This is a genomic window from Ancylobacter defluvii, assembly GCF_018390605.1.
In the GTDB taxonomy this organism is placed as follows: Bacteria; Pseudomonadota; Alphaproteobacteria; order Rhizobiales; family Xanthobacteraceae; genus Ancylobacter; species Ancylobacter defluvii.
In genome coordinates this window covers 82,320-105,656 of record NZ_JAHBGD010000016.1, presented here as the reverse complement: position 1 = coordinate 105,656, position 23,337 = coordinate 82,320, and the positions used below count along the sequence as shown (strand labels likewise).

At 68.1% G+C, this 23,337-nt stretch carries 19 protein-coding genes; 3 read left to right on the top strand and 16 right to left on the bottom strand.

What is annotated here, in order from left to right; translation table 11 throughout:
- Positions 1–8: 8 nt before the first annotated feature.
- Positions 9–1,838 carry an allophanate hydrolase gene (gene atzF, locus KHC24_RS11595; RefSeq protein WP_213363436.1) on the bottom strand — a complete coding sequence of 610 codons (1,830 nt, stop codon included), beginning with the start codon at positions 1,836–1,838 and terminating at the stop codon, positions 9–11.
- Between the two features lie 200 nt (positions 1,839–2,038).
- On the opposite strand from atzF, the gene lexA reads away from it, so the two are divergent.
- Positions 2,039–2,761, top strand: a complete 723-nt coding sequence (lexA, locus tag KHC24_RS11590; RefSeq protein ID WP_213363435.1) for a transcriptional repressor LexA — start codon at positions 2,039–2,041, stop codon at positions 2,759–2,761.
- A 136-nt stretch (positions 2,762–2,897) separates the two neighbouring features.
- Here lexA and KHC24_RS11585 read toward each other — a convergent pair whose 3' ends face one another.
- Entirely contained in the window at positions 2,898–5,252 is a 2,355-nt protein-coding gene (locus KHC24_RS11585) for a ComEC/Rec2 family competence protein (RefSeq protein WP_246546726.1), read from the bottom strand.
- Between the two features lie 133 nt (positions 5,253–5,385).
- Here KHC24_RS11585 and gltX point away from each other — a divergent pair, with 133 nt between their 5' ends.
- Entirely contained in the window at positions 5,386–6,822 is a 1,437-nt protein-coding gene (gene gltX, locus KHC24_RS11580; protein ID WP_213363434.1) for a glutamate--tRNA ligase, read from the top strand.
- 249 nt (positions 6,823–7,071) lie between these two features.
- Positions 7,072–8,382 (top strand): citrate synthase, encoded by a 1,311-nt coding sequence (gene gltA / locus KHC24_RS11575; protein ID WP_213363433.1) that lies wholly within the window; start codon positions 7,072–7,074, stop codon positions 8,380–8,382.
- 457 nt (positions 8,383–8,839) lie between these two features.
- On the opposite strand, the gene lpxB is transcribed toward gltA, so the two are convergent.
- The 14 genes from lpxB to KHC24_RS11505 all read right to left on the bottom strand — a co-directional run bounded on the left by lpxB (position 8,840) and on the right by KHC24_RS11505 (position 23,335).
- Positions 8,840–10,012 (bottom strand): lipid-A-disaccharide synthase, encoded by a 1,173-nt coding sequence (gene lpxB, locus KHC24_RS11570; protein ID WP_213363432.1) that lies wholly within the window; start codon positions 10,010–10,012, stop codon positions 8,840–8,842.
- Positions 10,009–10,896, bottom strand: a complete 888-nt coding sequence (locus KHC24_RS11565; RefSeq protein ID WP_213363431.1) for an LpxI family protein — start codon at positions 10,894–10,896, stop codon at positions 10,009–10,011. The genes lpxB and KHC24_RS11565 overlap by 4 nt, the downstream gene beginning before the upstream one ends.
- Complete coding sequence (lpxA, locus tag KHC24_RS11560) at positions 10,874–11,698, bottom strand: acyl-ACP--UDP-N-acetylglucosamine O-acyltransferase (protein ID WP_213363430.1); 825 nt, start codon at positions 11,696–11,698, stop codon at positions 10,874–10,876. The genes KHC24_RS11565 and lpxA overlap by 23 nt, the downstream gene beginning before the upstream one ends.
- Positions 11,698–12,174 carry a 3-hydroxyacyl-ACP dehydratase FabZ gene (fabZ, locus tag KHC24_RS11555; protein WP_213363429.1) on the bottom strand — a complete coding sequence of 159 codons (477 nt, stop codon included), beginning with the start codon at positions 12,172–12,174 and terminating at the stop codon, positions 11,698–11,700. Before fabZ ends, lpxA begins: the two co-directional genes overlap by 1 nt.
- Positions 12,171–13,256: a UDP-3-O-(3-hydroxymyristoyl)glucosamine N-acyltransferase gene (gene lpxD, locus KHC24_RS11550; protein WP_213363428.1), complete on the bottom strand. Its 1,086-nt coding sequence runs from the start codon at positions 13,254–13,256 to the stop codon at positions 12,171–12,173. Before lpxD ends, fabZ begins: the two co-directional genes overlap by 4 nt.
- 100 nt (positions 13,257–13,356) lie before the next feature.
- Positions 13,357–15,750, bottom strand: coding sequence for an outer membrane protein assembly factor BamA (bamA, locus tag KHC24_RS11545; RefSeq protein WP_213363427.1), 2,394 nt, complete (start codon positions 15,748–15,750; stop codon positions 13,357–13,359).
- Between the two features lie 213 nt (positions 15,751–15,963).
- Entirely contained in the window at positions 15,964–17,109 is a 1,146-nt protein-coding gene (gene rseP / locus KHC24_RS11540; RefSeq protein ID WP_213363426.1) for an RIP metalloprotease RseP, read from the bottom strand.
- 133 nt (positions 17,110–17,242) lie between these two features.
- Complete coding sequence (locus KHC24_RS11535; protein WP_246546725.1) at positions 17,243–18,061, bottom strand: phosphatidate cytidylyltransferase; 819 nt, start codon at positions 18,059–18,061, stop codon at positions 17,243–17,245.
- Position 18,062: 1 nt separating this feature from the next.
- The gene (locus KHC24_RS11530) at positions 18,063–18,749 is read right to left on the bottom strand and encodes an isoprenyl transferase (protein WP_246546817.1); all 687 of its coding nucleotides are present in this window, start codon (positions 18,747–18,749) and stop codon (positions 18,063–18,065) included.
- A 139-nt stretch (positions 18,750–18,888) separates the two neighbouring features.
- Complete coding sequence (gene frr, locus KHC24_RS11525) at positions 18,889–19,452, bottom strand: ribosome recycling factor (protein WP_213363424.1); 564 nt, start codon at positions 19,450–19,452, stop codon at positions 18,889–18,891.
- A gap of 176 nt (positions 19,453–19,628) precedes the next feature.
- On the bottom strand, positions 19,629–20,363 hold the full coding sequence (gene pyrH / locus KHC24_RS11520) for a UMP kinase (RefSeq protein WP_213363423.1): 735 nt from the start codon (positions 20,361–20,363) through the stop codon (positions 19,629–19,631).
- 112 nt (positions 20,364–20,475) lie between these two features.
- The gene (gene tsf, locus KHC24_RS11515) at positions 20,476–21,399 is read right to left on the bottom strand and encodes a translation elongation factor Ts (RefSeq protein ID WP_213363422.1); all 924 of its coding nucleotides are present in this window, start codon (positions 21,397–21,399) and stop codon (positions 20,476–20,478) included.
- Between the two features lie 162 nt (positions 21,400–21,561).
- Positions 21,562–22,560: a 30S ribosomal protein S2 gene (locus tag KHC24_RS11510; protein ID WP_213363421.1), complete on the bottom strand. Its 999-nt coding sequence runs from the start codon at positions 22,558–22,560 to the stop codon at positions 21,562–21,564.
- 187 nt (positions 22,561–22,747) lie between these two features.
- Entirely contained in the window at positions 22,748–23,335 is a 588-nt protein-coding gene (locus KHC24_RS11505; RefSeq protein WP_213363420.1) for a hypothetical protein, read from the bottom strand.
- Positions 23,336–23,337 lie beyond the last annotated feature (2 nt).

Genomic DNA, 23,337 nt, shown 5'->3' with positions numbered 1-23,337 from the left:
TGGCTTTTCTACTCCGCCGCCGGGATGCCGGCCGCCTGCCTCTGCCGCTGCTCGTCGGCGAGAAAGCCCCGCCAGCCGCCGAAGCCGGTGATGTCGCGCGCATCGCGCGCCGCCACCGCCTCCAGCGCGAAGCCCTTTACCCGGCTGCCGTCCTCCAGCAGGATGGTGGCGATGCCGAGCGGCGCCGGGATGGCGTCGACGAAGCGGGCGAAAGCCTCCGCCGGCAGCGCCCAGATCTCGCATTCGATCGACGCGCCGCTGCCGGCCTCGACACGCAGCAGGCCCGGCCGGCGCACCCGGCCCTCGGGGAGCGCATAGAACCGGTAGTCGTCGCTGGTACGGGCGCGGCGCATGAACACGCCGCCCGCTTCCAGCAATTCGCCATTGAGCGGCAGGCCGGAGAGATGCGCACCGAACAGCGCGATCTCGTGATAGCCGGCGCCGGCGCGCGGGGTGGCGGGCGGCAGCGACGGCAGCTTCTCGCCGGTGGCGCCCATCGGCAGATCGGTCGAGGCATGGAAGGCGGAGGCCAGTGCGGCGAGATGCGCGTCGCGCCCGGCGCCCGCCAGCAGGGTGATGCCGACCGGCGCCCCGTCCGGCCGCAGGCCCGAGGGCACGGCGATGCCGCACATGTCGAGCAGGTTGACGAAATTGGTGTAGACGCCGAGATGCGAGTTGAGCCGCACCGGATCGGCCAGCATCTCCTCCACCGTGTAGACGGTCGGCATGGTCGGCACCATCAGCGCGTCGCAACCGGCGAGGCTGGCGCGGGTGCGCGCCGCCAGCTCGGCGCGGCGGTAATGGCCGCGGAAGGTCTCGACCGCGGTGCGCCGCCGCCCCTCCTCGATGATGGCGCGGACCACCTCGTTGAACGCTTCCGGCTTCGCTTCCAGGAACGGGCCGACCGCGGCATAGCGCTCGGCGACCCACGGCCCCTCATAGAGCAGCTTGGCGGTCTCGTAGAATGGCTCCATGGCGATCTCGACGATGCGGGCGCCGAGCGAGGCCATGCGGGCGATGGCCTGGGTAAAGGCCGCCTCGGCCTGGCGATCTCCGAGGAACACCCGATCCTCCGGCCGCGGCACGGCGATGCGCGGCGCCGCGGGAAAGGCGCCCGGCGTGCCCAGCGACAGCGGCCGCGAGAACGGATCGGCCTCGTCCGGCCCGGCCATCACCCGGAGCGCCGCGAAGGCGTCGTCGACGGTGAGGCCGAACACCGAAATGCAGTCGAGCGTGCGACAGGCCGGCACCAGGCCGCTGGTCGAGACCAGGCCGAGGCTCGGCTTGATGCCGACAATATTGTTCAGCCCGGCGGGAATGCGTCCCGAGCCGGCGGTATCGGTGCCGAGCGCGAAGGCCACCAGCCCCGCCGCCACCGCCACGCCCGAACCCGAGCTCGACCCCCCCGGCACTAGATCGGCGCGCACGGCGTTGCGCGGCGTGCCATAGGGCGAACGGGTGCCGTTCAGCCCGGTGGCGAACTGATCGAGATTGGTCTTGCCGATGACGATGGCGCCGGCACGCCGCAGGCGCGCGACGGCAGTGGCGTCGCGCGCGGCGGCATAGGCGAAATCCGGGCAGGCGCAGCTGGTGGGCAGGCCGGCGACGTCGATATTGTCCTTCACCGCGAAGGGCACGCCGTAGAGCGGCAGGCTCGACGGATCACGCCCCTCCAGCGCCGCCACCTGCTCGGCGAGCGCCTCGCGCCCGAACAGCGCGGTGAAGATCGAGGGATCGGCATGCCGCTCGATCCGCTCCAGGCAGGCGGCGACGGTGCGCGAGGGGGTCGAGCGGCCGGAGCGGTGCGCATGGAGAATGTCAGCGATCGTGGCAGGCAATGCGGGTCTCCCAATCAAGCAGGATGTCAAAACTGCGTATCACTTAGGCAATGACCATTACATTGCATACATTAGCGGGAGCCCACCACCGCGTCGACCCTTAGGGCTTTATTTACGGATTGTGGAACACAAAAAGAACGGATAGTGTTTGTTCGTGATTTGTTTCATTTTGGCTGCCCGTCGGGGATGGACCTGCGCTGATGCTCACCCGCAAGCAACACGAACTGCTCCGCTTCATCCATGAGCGCCTGAAGGAGAGCGGCGTACCGCCCTCCTTCGAGGAGATGAAGGAAGCGCTGGACCTCCGGTCCAAATCCGGCATCCACCGGCTGATCACCGCGCTGGAGGAGCGCGGCTTCATCCGCCGGCTGCCGAATCGCGCCCGGGCGCTGGAAGTGATCCGCCTGCCCGAGACGGTGCAGGCGATGCCGAAACCGGCGGCTCCCGCCCAGCCCCGCAACTTTGCACCGAGCGTGATCGAGGGCAGCCTCGGCCGTGCCCGCCCCTCCGCACCACCGCCGAGCGACGACGAGGCGATGCGGCCGATTGCGGTGCCGGTAATGGGCCGCATCGCCGCCGGCTCGCCGATCTCCGCCATCCAGTCGCCGAGCCAGACCATTTCCATGCCGGCGGAGATGCTGGGCGGCGGCGAGCATTTCGCGCTGGAAGTGCGCGGCGATTCGATGATCGAGGCCGGGATCCTCGATGGCGACCTGGCGCTGATCCGCCGCGGCGACACCGCCGAAACCGGTTCGATCGTGGTGGCGCTGATCGACGACGAGGAGGCGACGCTGAAGCGGCTGCGCCGCAAGGGAGCCTCCATCGCGCTGGAAGCCGCCAACCCCGCCTATGAGACCCGCATCTTCGGGCCGGACCGGGTGCGCATCCAGGGGCGGCTGGTCGGCTTGTTCCGCCGCTACTGAGCCTTCTCCGCCCGACAGGCCAGCGTCCGGCAGACCAGAAGTCCGGCGTGCCGGTGGCGCCGCCGTAGTGATGACCCTGCAACGACGACGGTCCTGAAGCCGGCGCCGACCGTGATCCGGCTGCCGTGGTGCGGCGTCAGTGCATCCCACGCGAGAACCCCGGCAGCCAGGGCCGCGTGCCGTCCGGCGGGCGGGCGTCGATGCGACGCCAACTGCCGTCCGGCTCAAACAGGAAAGCGGTGCCCGCTCCCTCGCCCGCCCGGTCGAGCTGCACCATCTCGGCAGCGCAATCCGCCGGCGCCTTGAAGCGCGTCAACACCATCGCGGCACGACGGCAGTCGTCCGCCAGGGCCGCACGGTCGAGCGGATAGGCGACAAGCCGCCCATCGCGGGCGGGTAGGACGCAGCCAAGCGCATCACAACGGGCCGTTACCGCCCCCGGCGCGGCCGATCCTGCCGGCAGTTCCGCCGCATCTCTCGGTGGGGCGGCGCTCTTCGATGATGACGCGGGCGCCTCGAAGCCCCCCTTGCCGCGCAACCCTTCGGCCGACAGCCACTGTTCGGCGGAAAAGCGCTCGGCCAGGCCTTTGCGGCGATCGCCCATCAGCGCGAGTTGCCCGTCCGGCCCACGCACCGCCACCGTCCGCGCCTGCGCGTCGATCAGCACGTCGAGAGGGCGTGCGGCGGCGATCGGCCAGAGGGCGGCCGCCGCGAAGACCGCCGCCGCCAGCGCCAGGCGGGTACGCAGCAGGCAGGCGGCGAGGAAGGCGAAAGTGATCAGGGCCAGGCTGGCGAGCGGCATGGCGCGCACGCCGCCATCGGCACCGGGCAGCGCCGCCACCTCGCGGGCGACGGCGTTCATGGCATCGATGCCCCAGCCCATCAGCCGGAACGCCGGCGCCTCCCAGCCGAAGGGCATGGCGAGCGTGCCCAAGAGGCCGGCCGGCATGATGACGAAGCTCACCAGCGGCGTCGCCGCGAGGTTGGCGAGGAGGCTCAGCGGCGCCAGGCGCTGGAAGTGATAGGCGGCATAGGGCGCGGTGGCGAGCCCCGCCGCCAGCGAGGTGAGCGCCAGCGCCGCCAGCCAGCGCGCCGGGCCGGACGCATACCACGGCACCCGGCCGGCGCCGGCGGCGATGAGGCGGCGGCCGCCGCGCTCATAGGCGACGACGAGCGCCAGCGTAGCGGCGAAGGACATTTGCGCGCCGGGATCGAGGATCGCCCAGGGAGCGAGCGTCAGCACGATCAGCGCCGCCAGCGCCAGCGTGTGCAGGGTGAGCGCCGGCCGGCCGAGCATCACGCCGCACAGCACCAGCAGCGTCATCACATAAGAACGCTGCGTCGCCACCTCGGCGCCGGAGAGCAGCAGATAGTAGCTGGCGGCGGCCAGCGCCGGCACCGCCGCCCAGGCCTTGATCGGTCGGCGCAGCGCCAGCCCCGGCCACAGGGCCAGCAGCGCACGGGCGAGGAAAAACACCGTCGTCGCCACCAGCGCCATGTGCAGGCCGGAAATCGAGAGGATGTGCGACAGGCCGGAAATGCGCATCGCCTCTTCCAGCGGCTCGGGCACCTGGCCGCGAATGCCGGTGACCAGCGCCACCGCCACCCCGCCCGCCTCTCCCGGCAGCACCGCGCGGATGCGCGCCGCGATCGCCTGCCGGCTTGCCTCCAGCCAGGTGGCGAAGGCAAGCCGCAGATCCGGCGGTGCCGGCGCCGGCGTCTCCCGCCATTTGCCGACCGCATAGCCGGTGGCGCCGATCCCCTCGAACCAGGCGGCGCGGCCGAAATCGAACCCGCCGGGATAGGCGGGACCGGGCGGGGCGGCGAGATCGGCACGCACGCTCACATGCGCCCCGACCGGCGGCGGGCTGGAGGAGGCGAGCGCGATGCGCACCCGCTGCGGCGCCAGCTTGGGCGGGCGGTCGAAGCCGGTCACCTTCAGCACGATGCGGCTGCCGCGCGGCCGCAGCTCGGCCTGCTCGACAGTGCCGCTCACCGTGACGCCGGCGAGCGGCGCCGCCAGCACCGGATGGGCGATGCGCTGCACCTGCAGGCTGGCGACGCCGAAGCCGGCGGCGAGCGTCGCCGCCAGCGCCAGCGCGTGGAAGGCGAATGGCCGCGCCCGCGCCGCCAAAGCGAGGCCGAGAAAGACGACGAACGCCACCGGCCCGGCATAGGGCGAGGGTTCGGTGGCGGCACCGAGATAAAGCGCGATGCCGATGGCGAAGCCGACGGGAAGGAACAGCGTGGCGCGCCGGTCCTCGACCTCCTGCGCCAGCATCGCCCCCAATGCGGCCGCGAGCCGGGCCAGCAGCGGATAGGGATTGCGACCGGCGCGGTCGGAGAACTCGCGGCCGAAGAACTCGCGGTCGGAGAACTCGCGGTCGGCTGCGGCGTCGCGTGGCGCGGCCGCGGCCGTCGCCGGCGAGGCGATCGCCCGCGCCCCGACCCGCCCTCGCGCCTTTGCGCCCGCTTCGCGCCCGCCCGCCATGCCCCGCGTTTCCCCCGCGCCGGCGGCCGCCGGCCGCACGGCGGCTTTTCCCCGCTCGCGCTCCTATGGTACACGCACGCATCCCGACCGCTACCGCCCCGCGCAAAACGCCCGGCGACGACACGGAAAGCCGATGTCCGACACCGTCATTACCCGCTTCGCCCCCTCCCCGACCGGCTTCCTGCACATTGGCGGCGCCCGCACCGCGCTGTTCAACTGGCTGTATGCGCATGCCAAGGGCGGCAAGATGCTGCTGCGCATCGAGGACACCGACCGCCAGCGCTCCACCCCGGAAGCCATCGAGGCGATCATCGACGGGCTCACCTGGCTCGGCATCGACTGGACGGGCGACACCATCTACCAGTTCGCCCGCGCCGGGCGGCACCGCGAGGCGGTGGAGCAGATGCTCGCGGCCGGCCACGCCTATCCCTGCTACGCCACCGCGGCGGAGCTGGAGGAGATGCGCGAGACCGCCCGCAAGGAAGGCCGCGCGCCCCGCTATGACGGGCGCTGGCGCGACCGCGATCCCGCCGAGGCGCCCGCCGGCGCCAAGCCGGCGATCCGCCTGAAGGCGCCGACCGAGGGCGAGACCGTGATCGACGACCTGGTGCAGGGCCGCGTGGTGTTCCAGAATAAGGAACTCGACGATCTGGTGCTGCTGCGCTCGGACGGCACGCCGACCTATATGCTCTCGGTGGTGGTCGACGACCATGACATGGGCGTCACCAACATCATCCGCGGCGACGACCATCTCACCAACGCCGCCCGCCAGACGCAGATCTATCGCGCGCTGGGCTGGGAGGTGCCGACCATGGCGCATATCCCGCTGATCCACGGGTCGGATGGCGCCAAGCTTTCCAAGCGCCATGGCGCGCTCGGCGTCGATGCCTACCGCGCCATGGGCTACCTGCCCGCCGCGCTGCGCAATTATCTGGTGCGCCTCGGCTGGAGCCATGGCGACCAGGAGATCTTCTCCACCGAGGAGATGATCACCCATTTCGACCTCGACCGCGTCGGCCGCTCGCCGGCCCGCTTCGACTTCGCCAAGCTGGAAAACATCAACGGCCACTATATGCGGGCGACGCCGGACGCCGAGCTGCTGGCGGCCATCGACCAGTTGCTGCCGCATCTGCCCAACGGCGCCGCGATCGCCGACGCGCTCACCCCGGAGCGCCGCCGCCAGCTGCTCGCCGCCATGCCGGGATTGAAGGAGCGCGCCAAGACGCTGGTCGAGCTGATCGACAGCGCCGGCTACATCGTCAAGCAGCGCCCGCTCGATATGGAGGACAAGGCCAAGGCGCTGCTCACCGACGACGCCCGCGCCCTGCTGGCGAGCGCTCATGACGCGCTGGCGGCGACACCGGACTGGACCGCCGCCGGCACCGAGGCGGCGGTGCGCACCGTCGCCGAGGCCAAGGGGGTGAAGCTCGGCGCCATCGCCCAGCCGCTGCGCGCCGCCATGACCGGACGAACCACCTCCCCCGGCATCTTCGACGTGCTGGCGGTATTGGGGCGCGACGAGTCGCTGGCGCGCATCGCCGATCAGGCGAACGCCGCGCGGGCGGCCTGAAGGACGTACGACGAAGTGTTGATGCAGGTGCGAAATCGATCAAACGCCCTGCCGTTACTGGATTTCGATGTTATCGCACTACCGTGTCCGCTGCGCTTGCGAGCACGGATCGAAACCGTTACGACTTTACGCATCCAGCCTCTGGGGAGCATAGAAGGCCCCTCGGAAACGGCTGCCGCACAACAAGGCGAGAACCTCCGCCGACGCGCTCCGCTTCGTTCGGTCCATTGACTCTCAGGGAGACCCCGCATGGACGCCATCAACGGCACTTCCGCGAAAACGGCCACACTGAATATCGGCGACAAGAGCTGGGAACTCCCGATTCTGGACGGCACGATCGGGCCGCAGGTCGTCGATATCGGCAAGCTCTATGGCCAGACCGGGATGTTCACCTACGATCCCGGCTTCACCTCCACCGCGAGCTGTGAAAGCCAGATCACCTACATCGATGGCGACGAGGGCGTGCTGCTCTATCGCGGCTACCCGATCGAGCAGCTTGCCGAGGACGGCGACTTCCTTGAGACCTGCTACCTGCTGCTCTATGGCGAGCTGCCGACCGCCGCCCAGAAGGCGGATTTCGACTACCGCGTCACGCGCCACACCATGGTGCATGAGCAGATGAGCCGGTTCTTCCACGGCTTCCGCCGCGACGCCCACCCGATGGCGGTGATGGTGGCCTCGGTCGGCGCGCTCTCGGCGTTCTATCACGACAGCACCGATATCTCCGACCCGCAGCAGCGGATGATCGCCTCGGTACGGATGATCGCCAAGATGCCGACGCTGGCGGCGATGGCCTACAAATACACCATCGGCCAGCCCTTCGTTTACCCGCAGAACGAGCTCGACTACGCCTCCAACTTCCTGCGCATGTGCTTCTCGGTGCCGTGCGAGGAATACAAGGTCAACCCGGTGCTCTCGCGCGCCATCGACCGCATCTTCACCCTGCACGCCGACCACGAGCAGAACGCCTCCACCTCCACCGTGCGCCTCGCCGGCTCCTCGGGCGCCAACCCCTTCGCCTGTATCGCCGCCGGCATCGCCTGTCTGTGGGGGCCGGCGCATGGCGGCGCCAACGAGGCGGCGCTGAAGATGCTCGGCGAGATCGGCTCGGTGGAGCGCATCCCGGAATTCATCAAGCGCGCCAAGGACAAGAACGACCCGTTCCGCCTGATGGGCTTCGGCCACCGCGTCTACAAGAACTACGACCCGCGCGCCAAGATCATGCAGAAGACCTGCCATGAGGTGCTCGGCGAGCTCGGCATCAAGGACGACCCGCTGCTCGACATCGCGGTGGAGCTGGAGCGCATCGCGCTGCAGGACGAGTATTTCGTCGAGCGCAAGCTCTACCCGAACATCGACTTCTACTCGGGCATCACCCTGCGGGCACTCGGCTTCCCCACCTCGATGTTCACCGTGCTGTTCGCCCTCGCCCGCACCGTGGGCTGGATCGGCCAGTGGAAGGAAATGATCGAGGATCCCGGCCAGCGCATCGGCCGCCCGCGCCAGCTCTATACCGGCGCCCCGGCCCGCGACTACGTGCCGATCGCCCGCCGCAAGTGAGAGCGGGCCATCCGGGCCGGCACGGCATCGGGATCTGAAGAATCGAAATCCCCGCCCTCCCCCGGAGGGCGGGGATTTTCGTTTGTGCTGGCGTCCGCCTAGCGGCATCGACGAGATGCCGACCTACGGCTTTCCGGCCGCTCCGCCGCCCCTTACGGCGCCGGGCGGATGTCCTCTCCGGGCGGAGGCTACACTCTGTCATGGGCGTCTTCACGCTGCCGCTGGCACATAAGGCGAAGGCGGAGATAGCGCGGCGCGTGGGGCCCGGGATTCGGTTCAGGCCTGATCGGGCGCGGACAAGCAGCCATCCAGTGGCGGTCAGAACGTAGCCGACTATCAAATTTCCGGCGATGCTGAACGACGGCATCAAGTAGAATCAAGGCAATGCGTTTCACAGCCGGCTACGAACCATCCGTCCGGCGATGCCCCTCGCCTGCCGGATGCGCCGGCCGCCTTTTCAGCCGCGCCCGGCCCGCATGGTCTCCAGCACCGCGGCGGCAGCGCGGCGGCTGGGCTTGTCGCCCTCCACTCCCATGATCGCGTCGAGGCGGGCGAAGGCCTCGAGCTGCGCCTGACGCTCCTCGCCGCCGGCGATGAGGCGCACCAGCTGCGCCGCCATGGCCGGCGGATCGATATGCCATTGCAGATATTCCGGCATCGCCTTCTCCGACAGGATCAGGTTCGGCAGGATCGCCGTGGTGATCTGCAGAAGATAAGGCGCAATCCGCCCCTCCAGCCAGCCGATGCGATAGGCGGCAACGGTGGGAATGCCGGCAAGCGCCAGCTCCAGCGTCACCGTGCCCGAGGCGGCGAGCGCCGCGCGGGCGCTACGGAACGCCGCCAGCTTCTCGTCCTCGCCGACGACGATGCGTGGCTGCACCGGCCAGCCCGCTACCATCTCCCGAACCTGCGCCAGGCGGCGCGGCAGGGTCGGCAGCACCAGCTCGACATCCGGGATCTGCCGGCGCAGCAGGCCGAGCACCTCGCCGAAGGCAACGCCGAGGCGCGCGAGTTCGGCGCGCCGGCTTCCGGGCAGCACCAGCACCAGCGGCGGAGACGCCGCGCGGCGGGCGGCCTCCTGCGGATTGGGGCGCAGCAGATCGATCTCATCCAGCAGCGGATGGCCGACATAGCTGGTCGGCGGCCCTCTGAACTTCGCCATCACTGCCGGCTCGAAGGGCAGCACCGCAAGCACCCGGTCGACATCCGGCTTCATCGCCCGCGCCCGGCCCGGCCGCCACACCCACACCGTGGGCGCGACATATTTGACGATCGGCAGGTCCGGCAGCCGCGCCCGCACCTTGCGGGCGACACGATGGGTGAAATCCGGCGCGTCGATCAGCACCAGCACATCCGGGCGCGCCGCCACCACCGCATCGGCGGCATCGCGCATACGGCGCAGGATCCGCGGCAGCCCGGCAATCACCTGGCCGAAACCCATCGCGGTGATATCGTCGATCGGGAAGATGGAGCTCAGGCCCTCCGCTTCCATGCCCGGGCCGCCGACGCCAAGGAACGCGATCTCCTCGCCGGCCAGCGCCCGCAGCTCGCGCATCATCCCGGCGCCGAGAACATCCCCGGATTCCTCACCGGCAATGAGAAAGATGCGGCGCGGCGGGCTCCCGGTCATGTCGGGCTTGCCGGCTCGAAGCCGTGGACGAACAGGCCGGCGGCATCGGCGGCGGCGATGATGGCGGCGAGGTCGGCAGCGATGACGCCGCCCGCCTCGACCGCGATGCCGGCCAGCCCCGCCCGCGCCACGCCCTCGACCGTCAGCACGCCGAACGAGGGCAGGTCGAAGCGGCGGTCCTGGTCGATCTTCGGCACCTTCACCAGCACGCCAGACGGCGTCGGCGTGCGGATGCGGCCGTTCTCGCGCAGCTCGGCACAGCGGCGTAGCATCAGGTCGGTGCCCTCGGCAGCCTCGACCGCCACCACATGGCGGTTGATCACCACCACACCCTGGCCGATATCGAGCGGCCCCATCGTCGTCAGCGCCTGGCGGCCGATCGCGATGTCATCGAGCATCGCCCGGTCGGGCGCCTTGCGGCCAAGCCGGCCGGGCGGCACCAGAATGTCGGGAGCGACCTCATGCGCGCCGAGCAGGCGGAAGCCGTCCTGCTCGAACAGCTTGCCGACATTTGAAAGCAGATGATTGTCGCCGCCGCGCAGCATGCGCACGATCCGCGGCAGCAATTGCACCGTCTGCCAGTCGAGCTTGATGTCGCGCAGCCTCGGGCGCAGCACGTTGCCGATGAACACCACGTCGCGGCAGCCGCGCCGCCGCAGCTCCGCCTTCAGCTTTCCGTACTGGCCGAGACCGACCCATACATGCGGGAAGGCTGCGACACCGGGATCGGCGTGGCCGCGCAACGCAAAAAGATGCACGGAGCGCCCGGCCCGGCGCGCAGCATGCGCCACCGCCAGCGGAAACGCCCCGCCGCCGCAGAGGATGGCCAGCGGCTCGCCGCCGGCCTCGGCCGGGGCGGGATCAGTCCGCGTCGGGCTCGCCATGACCCGCATCGATCGGAACGGTGACACGCCGCTTGCCGGCACTGCGGATGAAATCGACGATCAGCATGACGTTCGCGTCGCCGGCATGATCCTTGGCGACCTGCTCGGCGCGGTCGGACAGCATGCCGCCGCCATAGAACAGTTCGCGATAGGCGGCGCGCAGCGCATGGATCTGCGCCCGCGTCAGGCCGCGCCGCTTCATGCCGATGATGTTGAGCCCGCCGAGGCCGGGACGGCCCTCGATCATCGCGCCGAAGGGGATGAGATCGTGGCGCAGGCCGCACATGCCGCCGACGATGGACTGCTCGCCGATGCGCACGAACTGGTGCGCCGCCGTCATGCCGCCCATGAACACATTGTCGCCGATGGTCACATGGCCGGCCATCGTCGCACCATTGGCGAAGATCACCTTGTTGCCGATCACGCAATCATGCGCGACATGGGTGCCGACCATGAACATGCAGTCATCGCCGATGCGCGTCTCCATGCTGCCGCCGGCGGTGCCGCCATTCATGGTGGCATGCTCGCGAATGATGCAGTTGCTGCCGATGACCAGCCGGCTGGCTTCGCCCTTGTAGTGGTAGGACTGTGGCGGGAAGCCGAGCGAGGCGAAGGGATAGATCACGGTGCCGCTGCCGATGCGGGTATGGCCCGCCAGCGTGACGTGCGAGATGAGGCGCACCCCGGCGCCCAGCTCGACATTGGGGCCGACGGTGCAGAAAGGGCCGATCTCGACGCCGTCGCCGAGCACGGCGCCGTCTTCGACGATGGAAGTCGGGTGAATACGCACAGAGGAACCCATCACTTGCGCCCGTCGTCGTGGGCGATCATCGCGCCGACCTCGGCTTCGGCCACCAAATGACCGTCCACCTTTGCCTCGCCCCGGAACCACCACATGTTTCGACGCTTGGTGAGTTGCGTCATGTGGTACTCAAGCACGTCGCCCGGCACCACCGGCCGACGGAATTTCGCCTTGTCGATGGTCATGAAGTAAACCAGCGACGGCTTGCCGCCCCCGGCCCGCTGCAACAGACAGATGGCACCCGCCGTCTGTGCCATGCCTTCGAGGATGAGCACGCCCGGCATCACCGGATTCTCCGGAAAATGCCCCTGGAAATGCGGCTCGTTGGCGGAGACGTTCTTGATGCCGATCGCCCGCTTGTCGCTCTCGATGCCGACGATCTTGTCGACCATCAGGAACGGATAGCGGTGCGGCAATACGGCAAGGACCTTCAATATGTCCGCCGCGCCGAGTGTGGTGCCGCCCTGTTCGTTCATGGGTTCTTCCGTCCTTCGTCCGCGCTTCGCCCGGCGCCGCGGTCGGCTCGGGCAAGGCGCTGGATCGCCATCACTTCCCGGAACCAGTCCCGCATCGGCTGTGCCGGCGAACCACCCCATTCGACGCCCGGCGGGACGTCGTCCTTCACATTGCTGGTTGCCGCGATCTTCGCCCCGTCGCCGATGCGGACGTGGCCGATCACCCCGACCTGCCCGCCCAGCACGACGAAATCGCCGAGAGTGGCGCTGCCGGCAATACCGGTTTGCGAAACGATGACGCAATGCCGGCCGATCACCACGTTGTGGGCGATCTGCACCAGATTGTCGATCTTGGTGCCCTCGCCGATCACCGTGTCGCGCAGGCCGCCGCGATCGACCGTGGTCGAGGCCCCGATCTCGACGTCGTTCTGCACGATCACCCGGCCGATCTGCGGCACCTTGGCGTGCCCCCCGGCGCCGCCGACATAGCCGAAGCCATCCTGGCCGATGCGCACCCCCGGATGCAGCACCACCCGGTCGCCGAGCAGCGCGTGCAGCACGCTCGCGCCGACGCCGATGGTGCAGTCACGACCGATGCGAACCCCCGGCCCGATCACCGCGCCGGCGGCGACGATGCTGCCGGCGCCGACCTCGGCACCCGGCCCGATCACCGCGCCGGGGTCGACGGTGACGCCGTCCTCCAGCCGCGCCTGCGGATGCACCACCGCACCGGCGGCGACGCCGGACTGGCCAAACACCGAAGCGGGACGCAGCGACGCGGGATAGAGCGCGCGGGAAATGGTGACGAAGGCCGCATGCGGCCGCTTCACTACCACCGGCACCACGCCGGCCGGCACCGAGCCGAGGAAGCGCTCGCCGATCAGGCAGAAGCCGGCACGGGTCTGGCTGAGCGCCGGTACGAAGCGGGCGCCGTCCATATAGCTGATGTCGCCGGGGCCGGCGTCCTCCAGCGAGGCGACGTCCATGATTTGCCGCGCGCCCTGCAAGGGGTCGGTCAGTTGCCCACCCACCAGCGCGCAGAGTTCCTCGAGGGAAAAGCTACGCACCGGACGGTGGAAGATCGGATCAGCCGCTGACTGCATCGTGCCGGATATGCCTGTCGTCCAATGAACCGACGGCCCGGGGCGAGCCGGGCCGTCGTAATCCGCCAATGATATGGCCGCCAATGATCGGGCGTGGACCTCAGAAACGGGTGCCGCCGCTGAAGCGGAACGCCTGTTCCTGGTCGTAGTCTTCCTTCGACAGCACCCAGGCATAATCGAAGCGCAGCGGGCCGAAGGGCGACTTCCAGATCAGGCTGACGCCGACCGAGGAGCGGATCGAGTCGCTGTCGGCGACGCAGACATTGTTCATGCCCTTGGTCGAGGAGCCTTCAAGCGCGCTGCAGTCCACCAGGTTGCTGTCCCAGCCGGCGATGTTCTCGAAGGTGGTGTTGCCCTGATAGTCCCACAGCGAACCGGCATCGGCGAACACCGCTGCCTTCAGACCCACTTCCTTCGGCAGGAAGGAGAGCGGGAACTGCAGTTCCGCCGTGGTGCCCCAGTAGAGCGTGCCGCCGAGCGCATCCGGATCCGAGCCGTCCAGGCCGGACGCCAAGTCACGCGGGCCGATGCCGTTCGACTCGAAGCCGCGGACCAGATCCGGGCCCTTGAAGAAGTTGTCGAGGATACGCAGGTCCTCGCCGCCCCAGGACGAGACGTTGCCCGCCTGGCCGCGCAGCATCAGCACCACATCGCCGAACACCGGCATGTACCAGCGCGCATCGAAGGTGGAGCGGATGTAGTTCACATCGCCACCGAGCCCGGCCAGATCCTGCTTGAACTCCAGCAGGTAACCGTTCGTCGGGTCGATATTGTTGTCGAGCATGTTGTAGCTGAGCGTGTAACCGACCGCCGAGGTGATCGCCGGGTCGTTGTTCACCTCGAGCAGCGCCCAGGAGATCTGACCGTAGGTGGCGATGTCGTCCTCGTCGATCGAGATCTCCTTCTGCGACAGCGTGTAGCGCAGGCCGAGGGTCAGCTCGTCGGTGAGCGGCAGGCCGACGCGCAGCGTACCGCCACCGGTGGTGGTGCTGTACGGGCTGTAGCTGGTCGAATCGGTCTCGCGATAGGAGAGATCGAAGCCGGCGGCGACGCGGTAGTCGAGGAAGTAGGGCTCGGTGAAGTTGAAGTCGATGCCCTGGACATTCTCGCCGAGCGTGCCGGCGAGGCGGACGAACTGGCCACGGCCGAGGAAGTTCTTCTCCGAGACCGCCACTTCGCCGATGAAGCCGTCCGAGCTGGAATAGCCGCCGGAGATGGAGAACTCGCCGGTGGGCTGGTCCTCGACCTGCACGACCAGGATCACCCGGTCCGGTGCCGAGCCTGGCTCGTTGGAAATCTTCACGTCCTTGAAGAAGCCGAGATTGCGCAGCCGGCGCTCGGCGCGGTCGACCAGCACGCGATTATAGGCGTCACCCTCGGCGAGATCGAACTCGCGGCGGATGACCCAGTCGCGGGTGCGGGTGTTGCCGCGAATCTCGATGCGCTCGATATAGACGCGCGGCCCCTCTTCCACCGCGAACACCAGCGAGATGGTGCGGGCCTCGGGGTTGCGGTCGCCGCGCGGCTTCACCTGGGCGAAGGCATAGCCGCTCTTCGACACCTCGATGGTGGCGTTCTCGACCGACTTCTCGACCAGCTCGGCGTTGTAGACCTGCCCCTTGGCGACGCGCAGCGCCGAGCGGATGCGGGCCGGATCGACGTCCTTGATGTTGGAGACGACATCGACGGTGCCGACGCGGTACTGCTGCCCCTCGTCCAGCACATAGGTGATGATGAAGCCTTCCTTCTTGCGATCGAGGTCGGCAGTCACCGACACGATGCGGAAGTCGGCATAGCCGTTCTTCAGATAGAAGCGGCGCAGCAGCTCCTGGTCGGAATTGATGCGATCGACGTCATAGACGTCGGTATTCTTCAGCCACGACAGCCAGTTGGACTCGGTGGTGGTCAGCTCGTCCTTGAGCTTCCAGTCGGAGAACGACTTGTTGCCGACGAATTTGATCTCGGCGACGCCGAGCTTCTCGCCCTCGGTGATCTCGAACACCAGATCGACGCGCCCCTGGCCGCGATCGATGGTCTTCGGCTCGACGCGCACGTCATAGCGGCCGGCGCGGTGATACACCTCGATGATGCGCTGGGTATCGGCCTGCACCGTGGTGCGGGAGAACGGCGCGCGGGCCTTGGACTGCACCTCTCCGGCGAGCTGCTCGTCCTTGACCTTCTTGTTGCCCTCGAAGGCGACGCGGTTGATCACCTCGTTCTCTTCGACGCTCACCACCAGGCGACCGCCGCGATTGGAGACGCGCACATCGGAAAACAGGCCGGTGGCATAGAGTGCCTTCAGGCCCTCGTCGATCTTGGCGGGCGTCAGCGGCGGCGCACCGAAATACGAGCGGACCGTCTCTGCATCGACGCGACGATTGCCCTCGACGATGATGGAATTCGCCGTCTGCGCAACGGCGCTAACAGGCGCGACAATGGATCCGGCAACCCCTGCCACGGCCACCAGGGCGACGACGCCCAGGACCGAAGCCATCTTACTCACGAACCGGACACTTACAGCCATTTGGTGCGCAACCTTACCGTTGTTCTGACGCCGGCACCGCCCACGCAAGCGAGGGCAGGCGCGATCTTTCACCCAGCGCTTCGCTTGTACAAGCTTTTGACAGGCCTGCAAACGAAGCTCCCGTCGCCCCATCGCCTTTTCCCGCCGCCGTGGCACACCGGCAACGCTTGGGCAGGAGGGGCGTCAAGATTTTGAAATATTGAGAATATCGTTCCACGTAGCGAACAGCATGAGCATCAGTACCAAAGCAAGACCGATGCGGAAACCGACCTCCTGCGCCCGATCGCTGAGCGGACGGCCGCGCAGCGCCTCGATGGCGTAGAACATCAGATGTCCGCCATCCAGCAAGGGTACGGGGAAGAGGTTAAGAAGACCGATCGAAACCGACAGAACCGCCGCCAGCTGCAAAAGCGCGCCTATACCGAAGGTCGCCACCTGCCCCGACACCTGGGCGATGCGAATCGGCCCGCCCAGCTGGTCGGCGGATTCGCGGCCTGTCACCACCCCACCGAGATAGGAGAAGGTACGCTCGACGATGAACCACACCTCCTTGCCGGCCAGGCCGACCGCCTCGACCGGGCCGAATCGCTGGGTCGTCACCTCCCCTGCCCCGGTCGAGCGCGAGATGCCGAGCACGCCGATGCGGTGCACATTGCCGAAAGAATCGGTGATCTCGCGGCGGTCCGGCGTCGCGGCGAGCGTGCGCTTCTCGCCGCCGCGGTCGATTTCCACGCTGAGCGGCACATCGGCGCTGGCGCTGACGATGCGCTGCATGTCGCTGAAGGATTCGATCGGCGCGCCGTCGATCGACAGGATCAGGTCATGCGGCTGGAAGCCGGCCTTCTCGGCGGCGCTGCCGGCCTGGATGGCATCGACGCGCGGCGTCGCCACTTGCCGGCCGACCGTCATGAACAGGCCGGCGAAGATGACGATGGCGAGAATGAAATTGGCGATCGGACCGGCCGCGACGATGGCCGCGCGGGCGCCGACGGACTTGTGGAAGAAGCTCACCTTCTTCTCCGCCTCGGTCATCTGCGAGAGGCCGTTGCGGTCCGGCGTCGAGGCGGCGTTGTCGTCGCCGAGAAACTTCACATAGCCGCCGAGCGGTATCGCCGAAAGCTTCCAGCGCGTGCCGTGGCGGTCGTTGAAGCCGACGATCTCCGGGCCGAAGCCGATCGAGAAGGCGACCACCCTCACCCCGGCGCGCCGCGCCACCCAGAAATGCCCGAGCTCGTGGAAGAACACCACGATCGTCAGCACGAAGAGGAACGGGATGAGATAGCCGAGCAGCCATTCGGCGCCACCACCCATCGACGAAAGTACACTCATTTCGTTTTCCTCATCTGCGCATCGACCGCGGGCCGCGATAGGCTCGCCTGAGATGTTGCCGCCATGATGTCGCTGCCAAGTTTGGCAGAGAAACGGCAGCCTGCCACATTTGCGGCGCGTTTCCCCGCCCGGCTCACCAAACCAGCAGGCCGGCGGCCGGCGAGGCGGGATCGCGCGCGAGGCCGATGAGGCAGGCGAGCACCGCCGCCGCGACCAGCCCGTCCAGCCGGTCCATCAGCCCGCCATGGCCGGGAATGAGATGGCCGGAATCCTTCACCCCGAACCGGCGCTTCATCGACGATTCGAACAAATCGCCGGCCTGGCTGCAGGCGCTGGCCGCAAACGCCGCCGGGGCGGCGAGCAGCGACGATTCGATACCGGCGAGCCACACCGTCAGCATGCCCGCCCCCACCGCGAACATCACGCCGCCAAGGGCGCCCGACCAGGTCTTGTTGGGGCTGACCCGCGGCCACAGTTTCGGCCCGCCGATGAGGCGTCCGCAGAAATAGGCGGCGATGTCGGTGGTCCACACCACCGCCAGCAGCCAGATTATCGCCACCAGCCCGAAGCCGAGATCGAGCCGCAGCAGGGTAAGCGAGAAGGCCAGCGCGCCGGCATAGAGCACGCCGAGCAGCGCCCAGAGCCGCGGCGTCAGCCCGCCGCGCAGGATGAGCGCCGCCGCGAGCGCCCCGGCCGGCAGCGCCAGGGTCAGCATCGGCGGTCCCGCCACCAGGGCGAACAGGGCGCAGGCGATGCCGCCGCCGCCAAGCGCGAGAATGCCGGGCAGGCGCGGCAGGCACACCATCCTGGCCCATTCCTGCAGCAGCATCAGGCTGGCGAGGAAGCACAGCAGCACGAACGGCCGCCCGCCCCAGGCCGCCGCGCCGATAACCAGCGGGCCCAGCACCAGCGCCGAGCCGAGGCGCGGCAGAAAATCGGCACCGATGATCAAGTCACGTACGCCCTGCCGCATCGAGGCCGCCGAATCGCCGCTCGCGGGAGGCGAATTCGGCCAGCGCCTGCTCGAACCAGCCGCGATCGAAATCCGGCCACAGCACCGGCAGGAAGACCAGCTCGGCATAGGCCGCCTGCCAGAGCAGGAAGTTGGACAGTCTTTGCTCGCCGCTGGTGCGGATGACCAGATCGAGCGGCGGCAGGCCCACGGTGTCGAGCGCGCCGGCAAGCCGCGCCGGGGTGATGTCCTCCGGCGACAGCCGCCCGGCCGCCACTTCCCGCGCCAGGGTGCGGGCGGCACGGGCGATCTCGTTCTGCGAGCCGTAATTGAAGGCGACGGCCAGGGTGAGGCCGGTATTGCCGCCGGTCAGGCTCTCCGCCTCGCGCAGCATCGCCTGGATCTCGCCGTCGCGCGGATGCCCCTCGCCGAGGATGCGCACCCGCACATTGCGGGTGTGGAGATCGTGAAGATCCCTGCGGATGAACAGCTTCAGCAGCCCCATCAGCTCGTCGACCTCGCCCTCGGGGCGCGTCCAGTTCTCGCTGGAGAAACTGAACACGGTCAGCGCCTCGATGCCGAGCTCGATGGCGGCGGCGATGGTGCGGCGCACCGCCTCGACGCCGCGGCGATGCCCCTCGAAGCGCGGCAGGCCGTGCGACGTCGCCCAGCGGCCGTTGCCGTCCATGATGATGGCGACATGCCGCGGCACCGGGCCGGCGGGCGCAGCCGTCGCCGGCCGCCCGTCCTCGATCGGTGCATCGTCTGACACGTCGAACTTCGCGATCTTCAAGGAGGCCAACTCCGCGCCGTCGCCCGGCCTGCGCTCAAACCGCCAGGATTTCCTTTTCCTTGGTCGCCAGCACCTGGTCGACCTCGGCGATCGACTGGTCGGTGGCCTTCTGCACCTGATCCGACAGCCGGGTCTGCTCGTCGGCGCTGATGTCGCCGTCCTTCTCCGCCTTCTTCAGGCTGTCCATGCCGTCGCGGCGCACATGGCGCACCGAGACCTTGGCCGCTTCCGCATATTTGTGGGCGACCTTCACCAGTTCCTGGCGGCGGTCCTGGGTGAGCTCGGGAATGCGCACCCGGATCACCTGGCCCTCGGTCTGCGGGTTGAGGCCGAGATTGGAATCGCGGATCGCCTTCTCCACCGCCGACACCATGCCGCGATCCCAGACCTGAACCGAGAGCAGGCGCGGCTCCGGCACGTTCACCGAAGCGCACTGGTTGAGCGGCATGTGTGAGCCGTAGGCGTCCACCTGGATCGGCTCCAGGAGGCTCGCGGAGGCGCGTCCGGTACGCAGGCCACTCAGTTCCTGCTTAAGGACGCCGATGGCGCCCTGCATGCGGCGCTTAAGATCGGCAATATCGGTCGAACCAGTGCTCATAGCGAACCCTCTTCTTGCTGCGCCGGGCTCACACCGCGCTGCCCGCTCGAGGCGGCGCCAGCGCCGCAAGCGGCCGGACCCGGCTATATCAGATGGTTTGCCGCGCGAGGCAAGCACGCAGGCGCCTTATTGCATGCCGCAGCGCGGCATGGAGCGAGGACGCCGGCAGCCGCCGGCTACGGCGCGACGGTGGTGGAACGGCCCCTGCCCCGCACCGCGTCCTCGATGGCGCCGGGCTGGCGGATGGAGAACACGATGATCGGCAGCTTCGCCTCCCGCGCCAGCGCAAAGGCGGCGGCGTCCATGATCTTGAGATCCTTGGTCAAGGCCTCGTCATGGGTGAGCCGCTCATAGCGGGTGGCGGTCGGATCGAGCTTGGGATCGGCGGTATAGACGCCGTCGACATTGGTCGCCTTCATCACCGCGTCGCATTCGAGCTCGGCGGCGCGCAGCACGGCACCGGTATCGGTGGTGAAGTACGGATTGCCGGTGCCGCCGGCCAGCACCACGATGCGCCCGCGCGAAAGGTGCCGCGAGGCGGTCTGGCGGGCATAGGGCTCGCAGATGGTCGGCATCGGAATGGCGGAGAGCGTACGGGCCGGCGAGCCGGCCTCCTCGATCGCCTTCTCCAGAGCGAGGGCGTTCATCACCGTCGCCAGCATGCCCATGTGATCGGCGGTGGCGCGGTCGAGGCCGCGACCGGCGACGCTGGCGCCGCGCAGGATGTTGCCGCCGCCGACCACCACCGCCACCTCGGCGCCGGTGCCGCGGGCATCGGCGAGGTCGCGGGCGATGCCCTCGATGGTCGGCCAGTGCAGGCCGAACGCCTCGCTGCCCATCAGCGCCTCACCGGACACCTTCACCAGCACCCGCCGGTAATGGATTTCCTGCGGTTCCGCCGACTGCGACATGAGGCACCTTTTCATACTTCGCGCGACGCCGAACCGCGCCGCCACAATAAAACACGCCGGACGCGCTGCTGGCGCCCCCGGCGTGGTCTTATCAACAAACGCGTTCTGCGTCTCAGGCGCCGGCGGCGGCGGCGACTTCGGCGGCGAAGTCGCTCTCCTGCTTCTCGACGCCCTCGCCGAGGGCGAAGCGCACGAAGCCGGTGACCTTCACCGGCGCGCCGACCTTGCCCTCGCTCTCCTTCACCGCCTGGGCGACGGTCTTGGAGGGCTCGTGGATGAAGGGCTGCTCGACGAGCGTGACTTCCTTGTAGAAGGTCTTCAGGCCGCTCTCGACGATCTTCTCGACCACGTTGTCCGGCTTGCCGGAGGCCTTGGCCTTCTCGGCCAGCACGCCGCGCTCGCGGGCGACGACGTCGGCGTCGATGCCGGCGGCGTCGAGCGCCTGCGGGTTGGCGGCGGCGACATGCATGGCGATCTGGCGGCCGAGCGCGGCGAGCTCATCGGCCTTGCCGGTCGATTCGAGCGCGACCAGCACGCCGATCTTGCCGAGGCCTTCGCCCACCGAGCCGTGGATGTAGCTGGCGACGACACCCGAGGTGACCGACAGCTCCTTGGCGCGACGCAGGTTCATGTGCTCGCCGATGGTGGCGACGGCGCTGGAGACCGCCTCGCTGACGGTGCCGCCGGCCGGATAGGCCGCCGCGCCGATCGCCGCGACGTCGTCGCCGGCGCTAAGCGCCACCTGGGCAATGTTGCGCACCAGCGCCTGGAACTGCTCGTTGCGGGCGACGAAGTCGGTCTCGGAGTTCACCTCGACCACCACGCCCTTGGTGCCGGCCAGCGCGAGGCCGATCAGGCCTTCGGCGGCGACGCGGCCGGCCTTCTTGGCGGCCTTGGCCAGGCCCTTCTTGCGCAGCCAGTCGATGGCGGCCTCGATGTCGCCCTCGACTTCGCCGAGCGCGTTCTTGCAGTCCATCATGCCCGCGCCGGTCTTCTCGCGCAGCTCCTTCACCATGCCCGCGGTGATGTTGGCCATGTTCCGTTCCTCATTCCAATCGACACGAATCGCAGGTGTCACGTGCGACGTATCATTCGCGCATGTGTCATTTGACGACACGGCCGGCCGGAGGGTTCCGGGCCGGCCGCGTACTCATGATCCGAGCGGCAGCTTACCGCCGCCGCGAGACGTCCGCGCCGGTCACTCGACCTCGGCGGTCAGCTCCTTGGCCTGGGCGACCCAGCCGTCGACGCGACCCGGCAGACCGACTTCTTCACCGATCCGGTGCGCATCGGCGGCGTCGAGGCCGGCGATCTGCGAGAAGTGGAAGATGCCGAGATCGGTCAGCTTCTTCTCGATGGCCGGGGAAACGCCGGTCAGCTTCTTCAGGTCGTCGGCCGGGCCACGCGGACCGGACAGCGGCTCGAAGCTCGACCAGATGGTCTCGGCGGGAAGGTCCTCGATCAGCGGCACTTCGGCGGCGCCGATATCGACACCGAAATCGCCCTGGGCGCGGCCGATGCCGTCAATGGCGGCACGGGCGATCAGGTCGCAATAGAGGTTGATGGCGCGGCCGGCGTCGTCATTGCCCGGCACCGGATAGGAGATGCCGTCCGGATCGCAGTTGGTGTCGAGGATCGCCGCAACCGGGATGCCCAGGCGACGCGCTTCGGCGACGGCGAGGTCTTCCTTGTTGGTGTCGATCACGAACAGCAGGTCCGGCAGGCCGCCCATGTCGCGGATGCCGCCAAGGGCGCGATCGAGCTTTTCCTTCTCGCGCTGGAGCGTCAGGCGCTCCTTCTTGGTGTAGCCGACGCCTTCGCCGGCATTGAGCAGCTCTTCGAGCTTCTTCAGGCGGGCGATGGAGTGCGAGATGGTCTTCCAGTTGGTCAGCATGCCGCCGAGCCAGCGGGAGTTGACGTAATACTGCGCCGAACGCTTGGCCGCATCGGCCACCGCATCGGCCGCCTGGCGCTTGGTGCCGACGAACAGCACGCGGCCGCCGCGGGCCACGGTGTCGGACACCACCTGCAGCGCACGGGCCAGCGAGGGCACCGTCTGGGCGAGGTCGATGATGTGGATGTTGTTGCGGGTGCCGAAGATGAACGGGGCCATCTTCGGGTTCCAGCGGTGGGACTGATGGCCGAAATGCACGCCAGCTTCAAGCAGCTGACGCATGGTGAAATCGGGAAGTGCCATGGTCGTCTCTCTTCCGGTTAGCCTCCGCGGACATAGCCGAGCCGGGAATTCGGCATCGACACCGGAGCGACTATGGGCCTCGACCATAGGAAGAGAGCCCGGCCGCGTGGTCCGCGTGCGGGATGGCGCGGCTTATAGGCGAGGCATCGCCCGTGCGCAAGTCGCAGCGAACTGAGGACCAGCACGATTAGAAGAGCAGTCCGCCATAGCGCTCGAAATAGCGCCGACAGTGCCTTTCGTGCTCTGCTGTGCCCTTGAACCAAACCATTGGACTTGGCAGGGCAACCAACTGCGTGCCCCGCCTCACCCAACGCTCACAAATCAAAGTTACCCGATCATAAAAGGCAAGATTATCAATGTATGAATAACACCACAATTGACACTCCGCATTGTCCCAATTCTCCTTATCATTGAGCAAACGAAACTGATATGTGGTCTTTCTTTCAATAATAATGACGTGCCCGGCTAGATCATTGGTCAAAATAAGATCAGGTCGACACCGGACGGGGGAGTCATCAACTATCAGGTTCGATGCAAAAAATACTGACACACCATCATCAACGAAGTGTGTCCGATATCCGCCGCCCCCGCCGACGCTATGATCCAAAAACCAAGATTTTTTCTTGACTACATCGATTTCGGCATGATCGAATCTGCCCAGTTCAAGTCTATTGCTCTTCAATGACGAACTCGGCGACTGATAATCCGGCCGCTGTTGTTCAAATACCCACTCCGCGAAGGCGCTCGCCGTCGACCGTCCCCGCATCGTTCCCACGC

Excerpts from the sequence above, each read along its gene's own strand:
- lexA (WP_213363435.1), top strand. The coding sequence starts at position 2,039 with ATGCTCACCCGCAAGCAACACGAACTGCTCCGCTTCATCCATGAGCGC.
- KHC24_RS11585 (WP_246546726.1), bottom strand. The coding sequence starts at position 5,252 with ATGGCGGGCGGGCGCGAAGCGGGCGCAAAGGCGCGAGGGCGGGTCGGG.
- gltX (WP_213363434.1), top strand. The coding sequence starts at position 5,386 with ATGTCCGACACCGTCATTACCCGCTTCGCCCCCTCCCCGACCGGCTTC.
- gltA (WP_213363433.1), top strand. The coding sequence starts at position 7,072 with ATGGACGCCATCAACGGCACTTCCGCGAAAACGGCCACACTGAATATC.
- lpxB (WP_213363432.1), bottom strand. The coding sequence starts at position 10,012 with ATGACCGGGAGCCCGCCGCGCCGCATCTTTCTCATTGCCGGTGAGGAA.
- KHC24_RS11565 (WP_213363431.1), bottom strand. The coding sequence starts at position 10,896 with ATGGCGAGCCCGACGCGGACTGATCCCGCCCCGGCCGAGGCCGGCGGC.
- lpxA (WP_213363430.1), bottom strand. The coding sequence starts at position 11,698 with ATGGGTTCCTCTGTGCGTATTCACCCGACTTCCATCGTCGAAGACGGC.
- fabZ (WP_213363429.1), bottom strand. The coding sequence starts at position 12,174 with ATGAACGAACAGGGCGGCACCACACTCGGCGCGGCGGACATATTGAAG.
- lpxD (WP_213363428.1), bottom strand. The coding sequence starts at position 13,256 with ATGCAGTCAGCGGCTGATCCGATCTTCCACCGTCCGGTGCGTAGCTTT.
- bamA (WP_213363427.1), bottom strand. The coding sequence starts at position 15,750 with ATGGCTTCGGTCCTGGGCGTCGTCGCCCTGGTGGCCGTGGCAGGGGTT.
- rseP (WP_213363426.1), bottom strand. The coding sequence starts at position 17,109 with ATGAGTGTACTTTCGTCGATGGGTGGTGGCGCCGAATGGCTGCTCGGC.
- KHC24_RS11530 (WP_246546817.1), bottom strand. The coding sequence starts at position 18,749 with ATGGACGGCAACGGCCGCTGGGCGACGTCGCACGGCCTGCCGCGCTTC.
- frr (WP_213363424.1), bottom strand. The coding sequence starts at position 19,452 with ATGAGCACTGGTTCGACCGATATTGCCGATCTTAAGCGCCGCATGCAG.
- pyrH (WP_213363423.1), bottom strand. The coding sequence starts at position 20,363 with ATGTCGCAGTCGGCGGAACCGCAGGAAATCCATTACCGGCGGGTGCTG.
- tsf (WP_213363422.1), bottom strand. The coding sequence starts at position 21,399 with ATGGCCAACATCACCGCGGGCATGGTGAAGGAGCTGCGCGAGAAGACC.
- KHC24_RS11510 (WP_213363421.1), bottom strand. The coding sequence starts at position 22,560 with ATGGCACTTCCCGATTTCACCATGCGTCAGCTGCTTGAAGCTGGCGTG.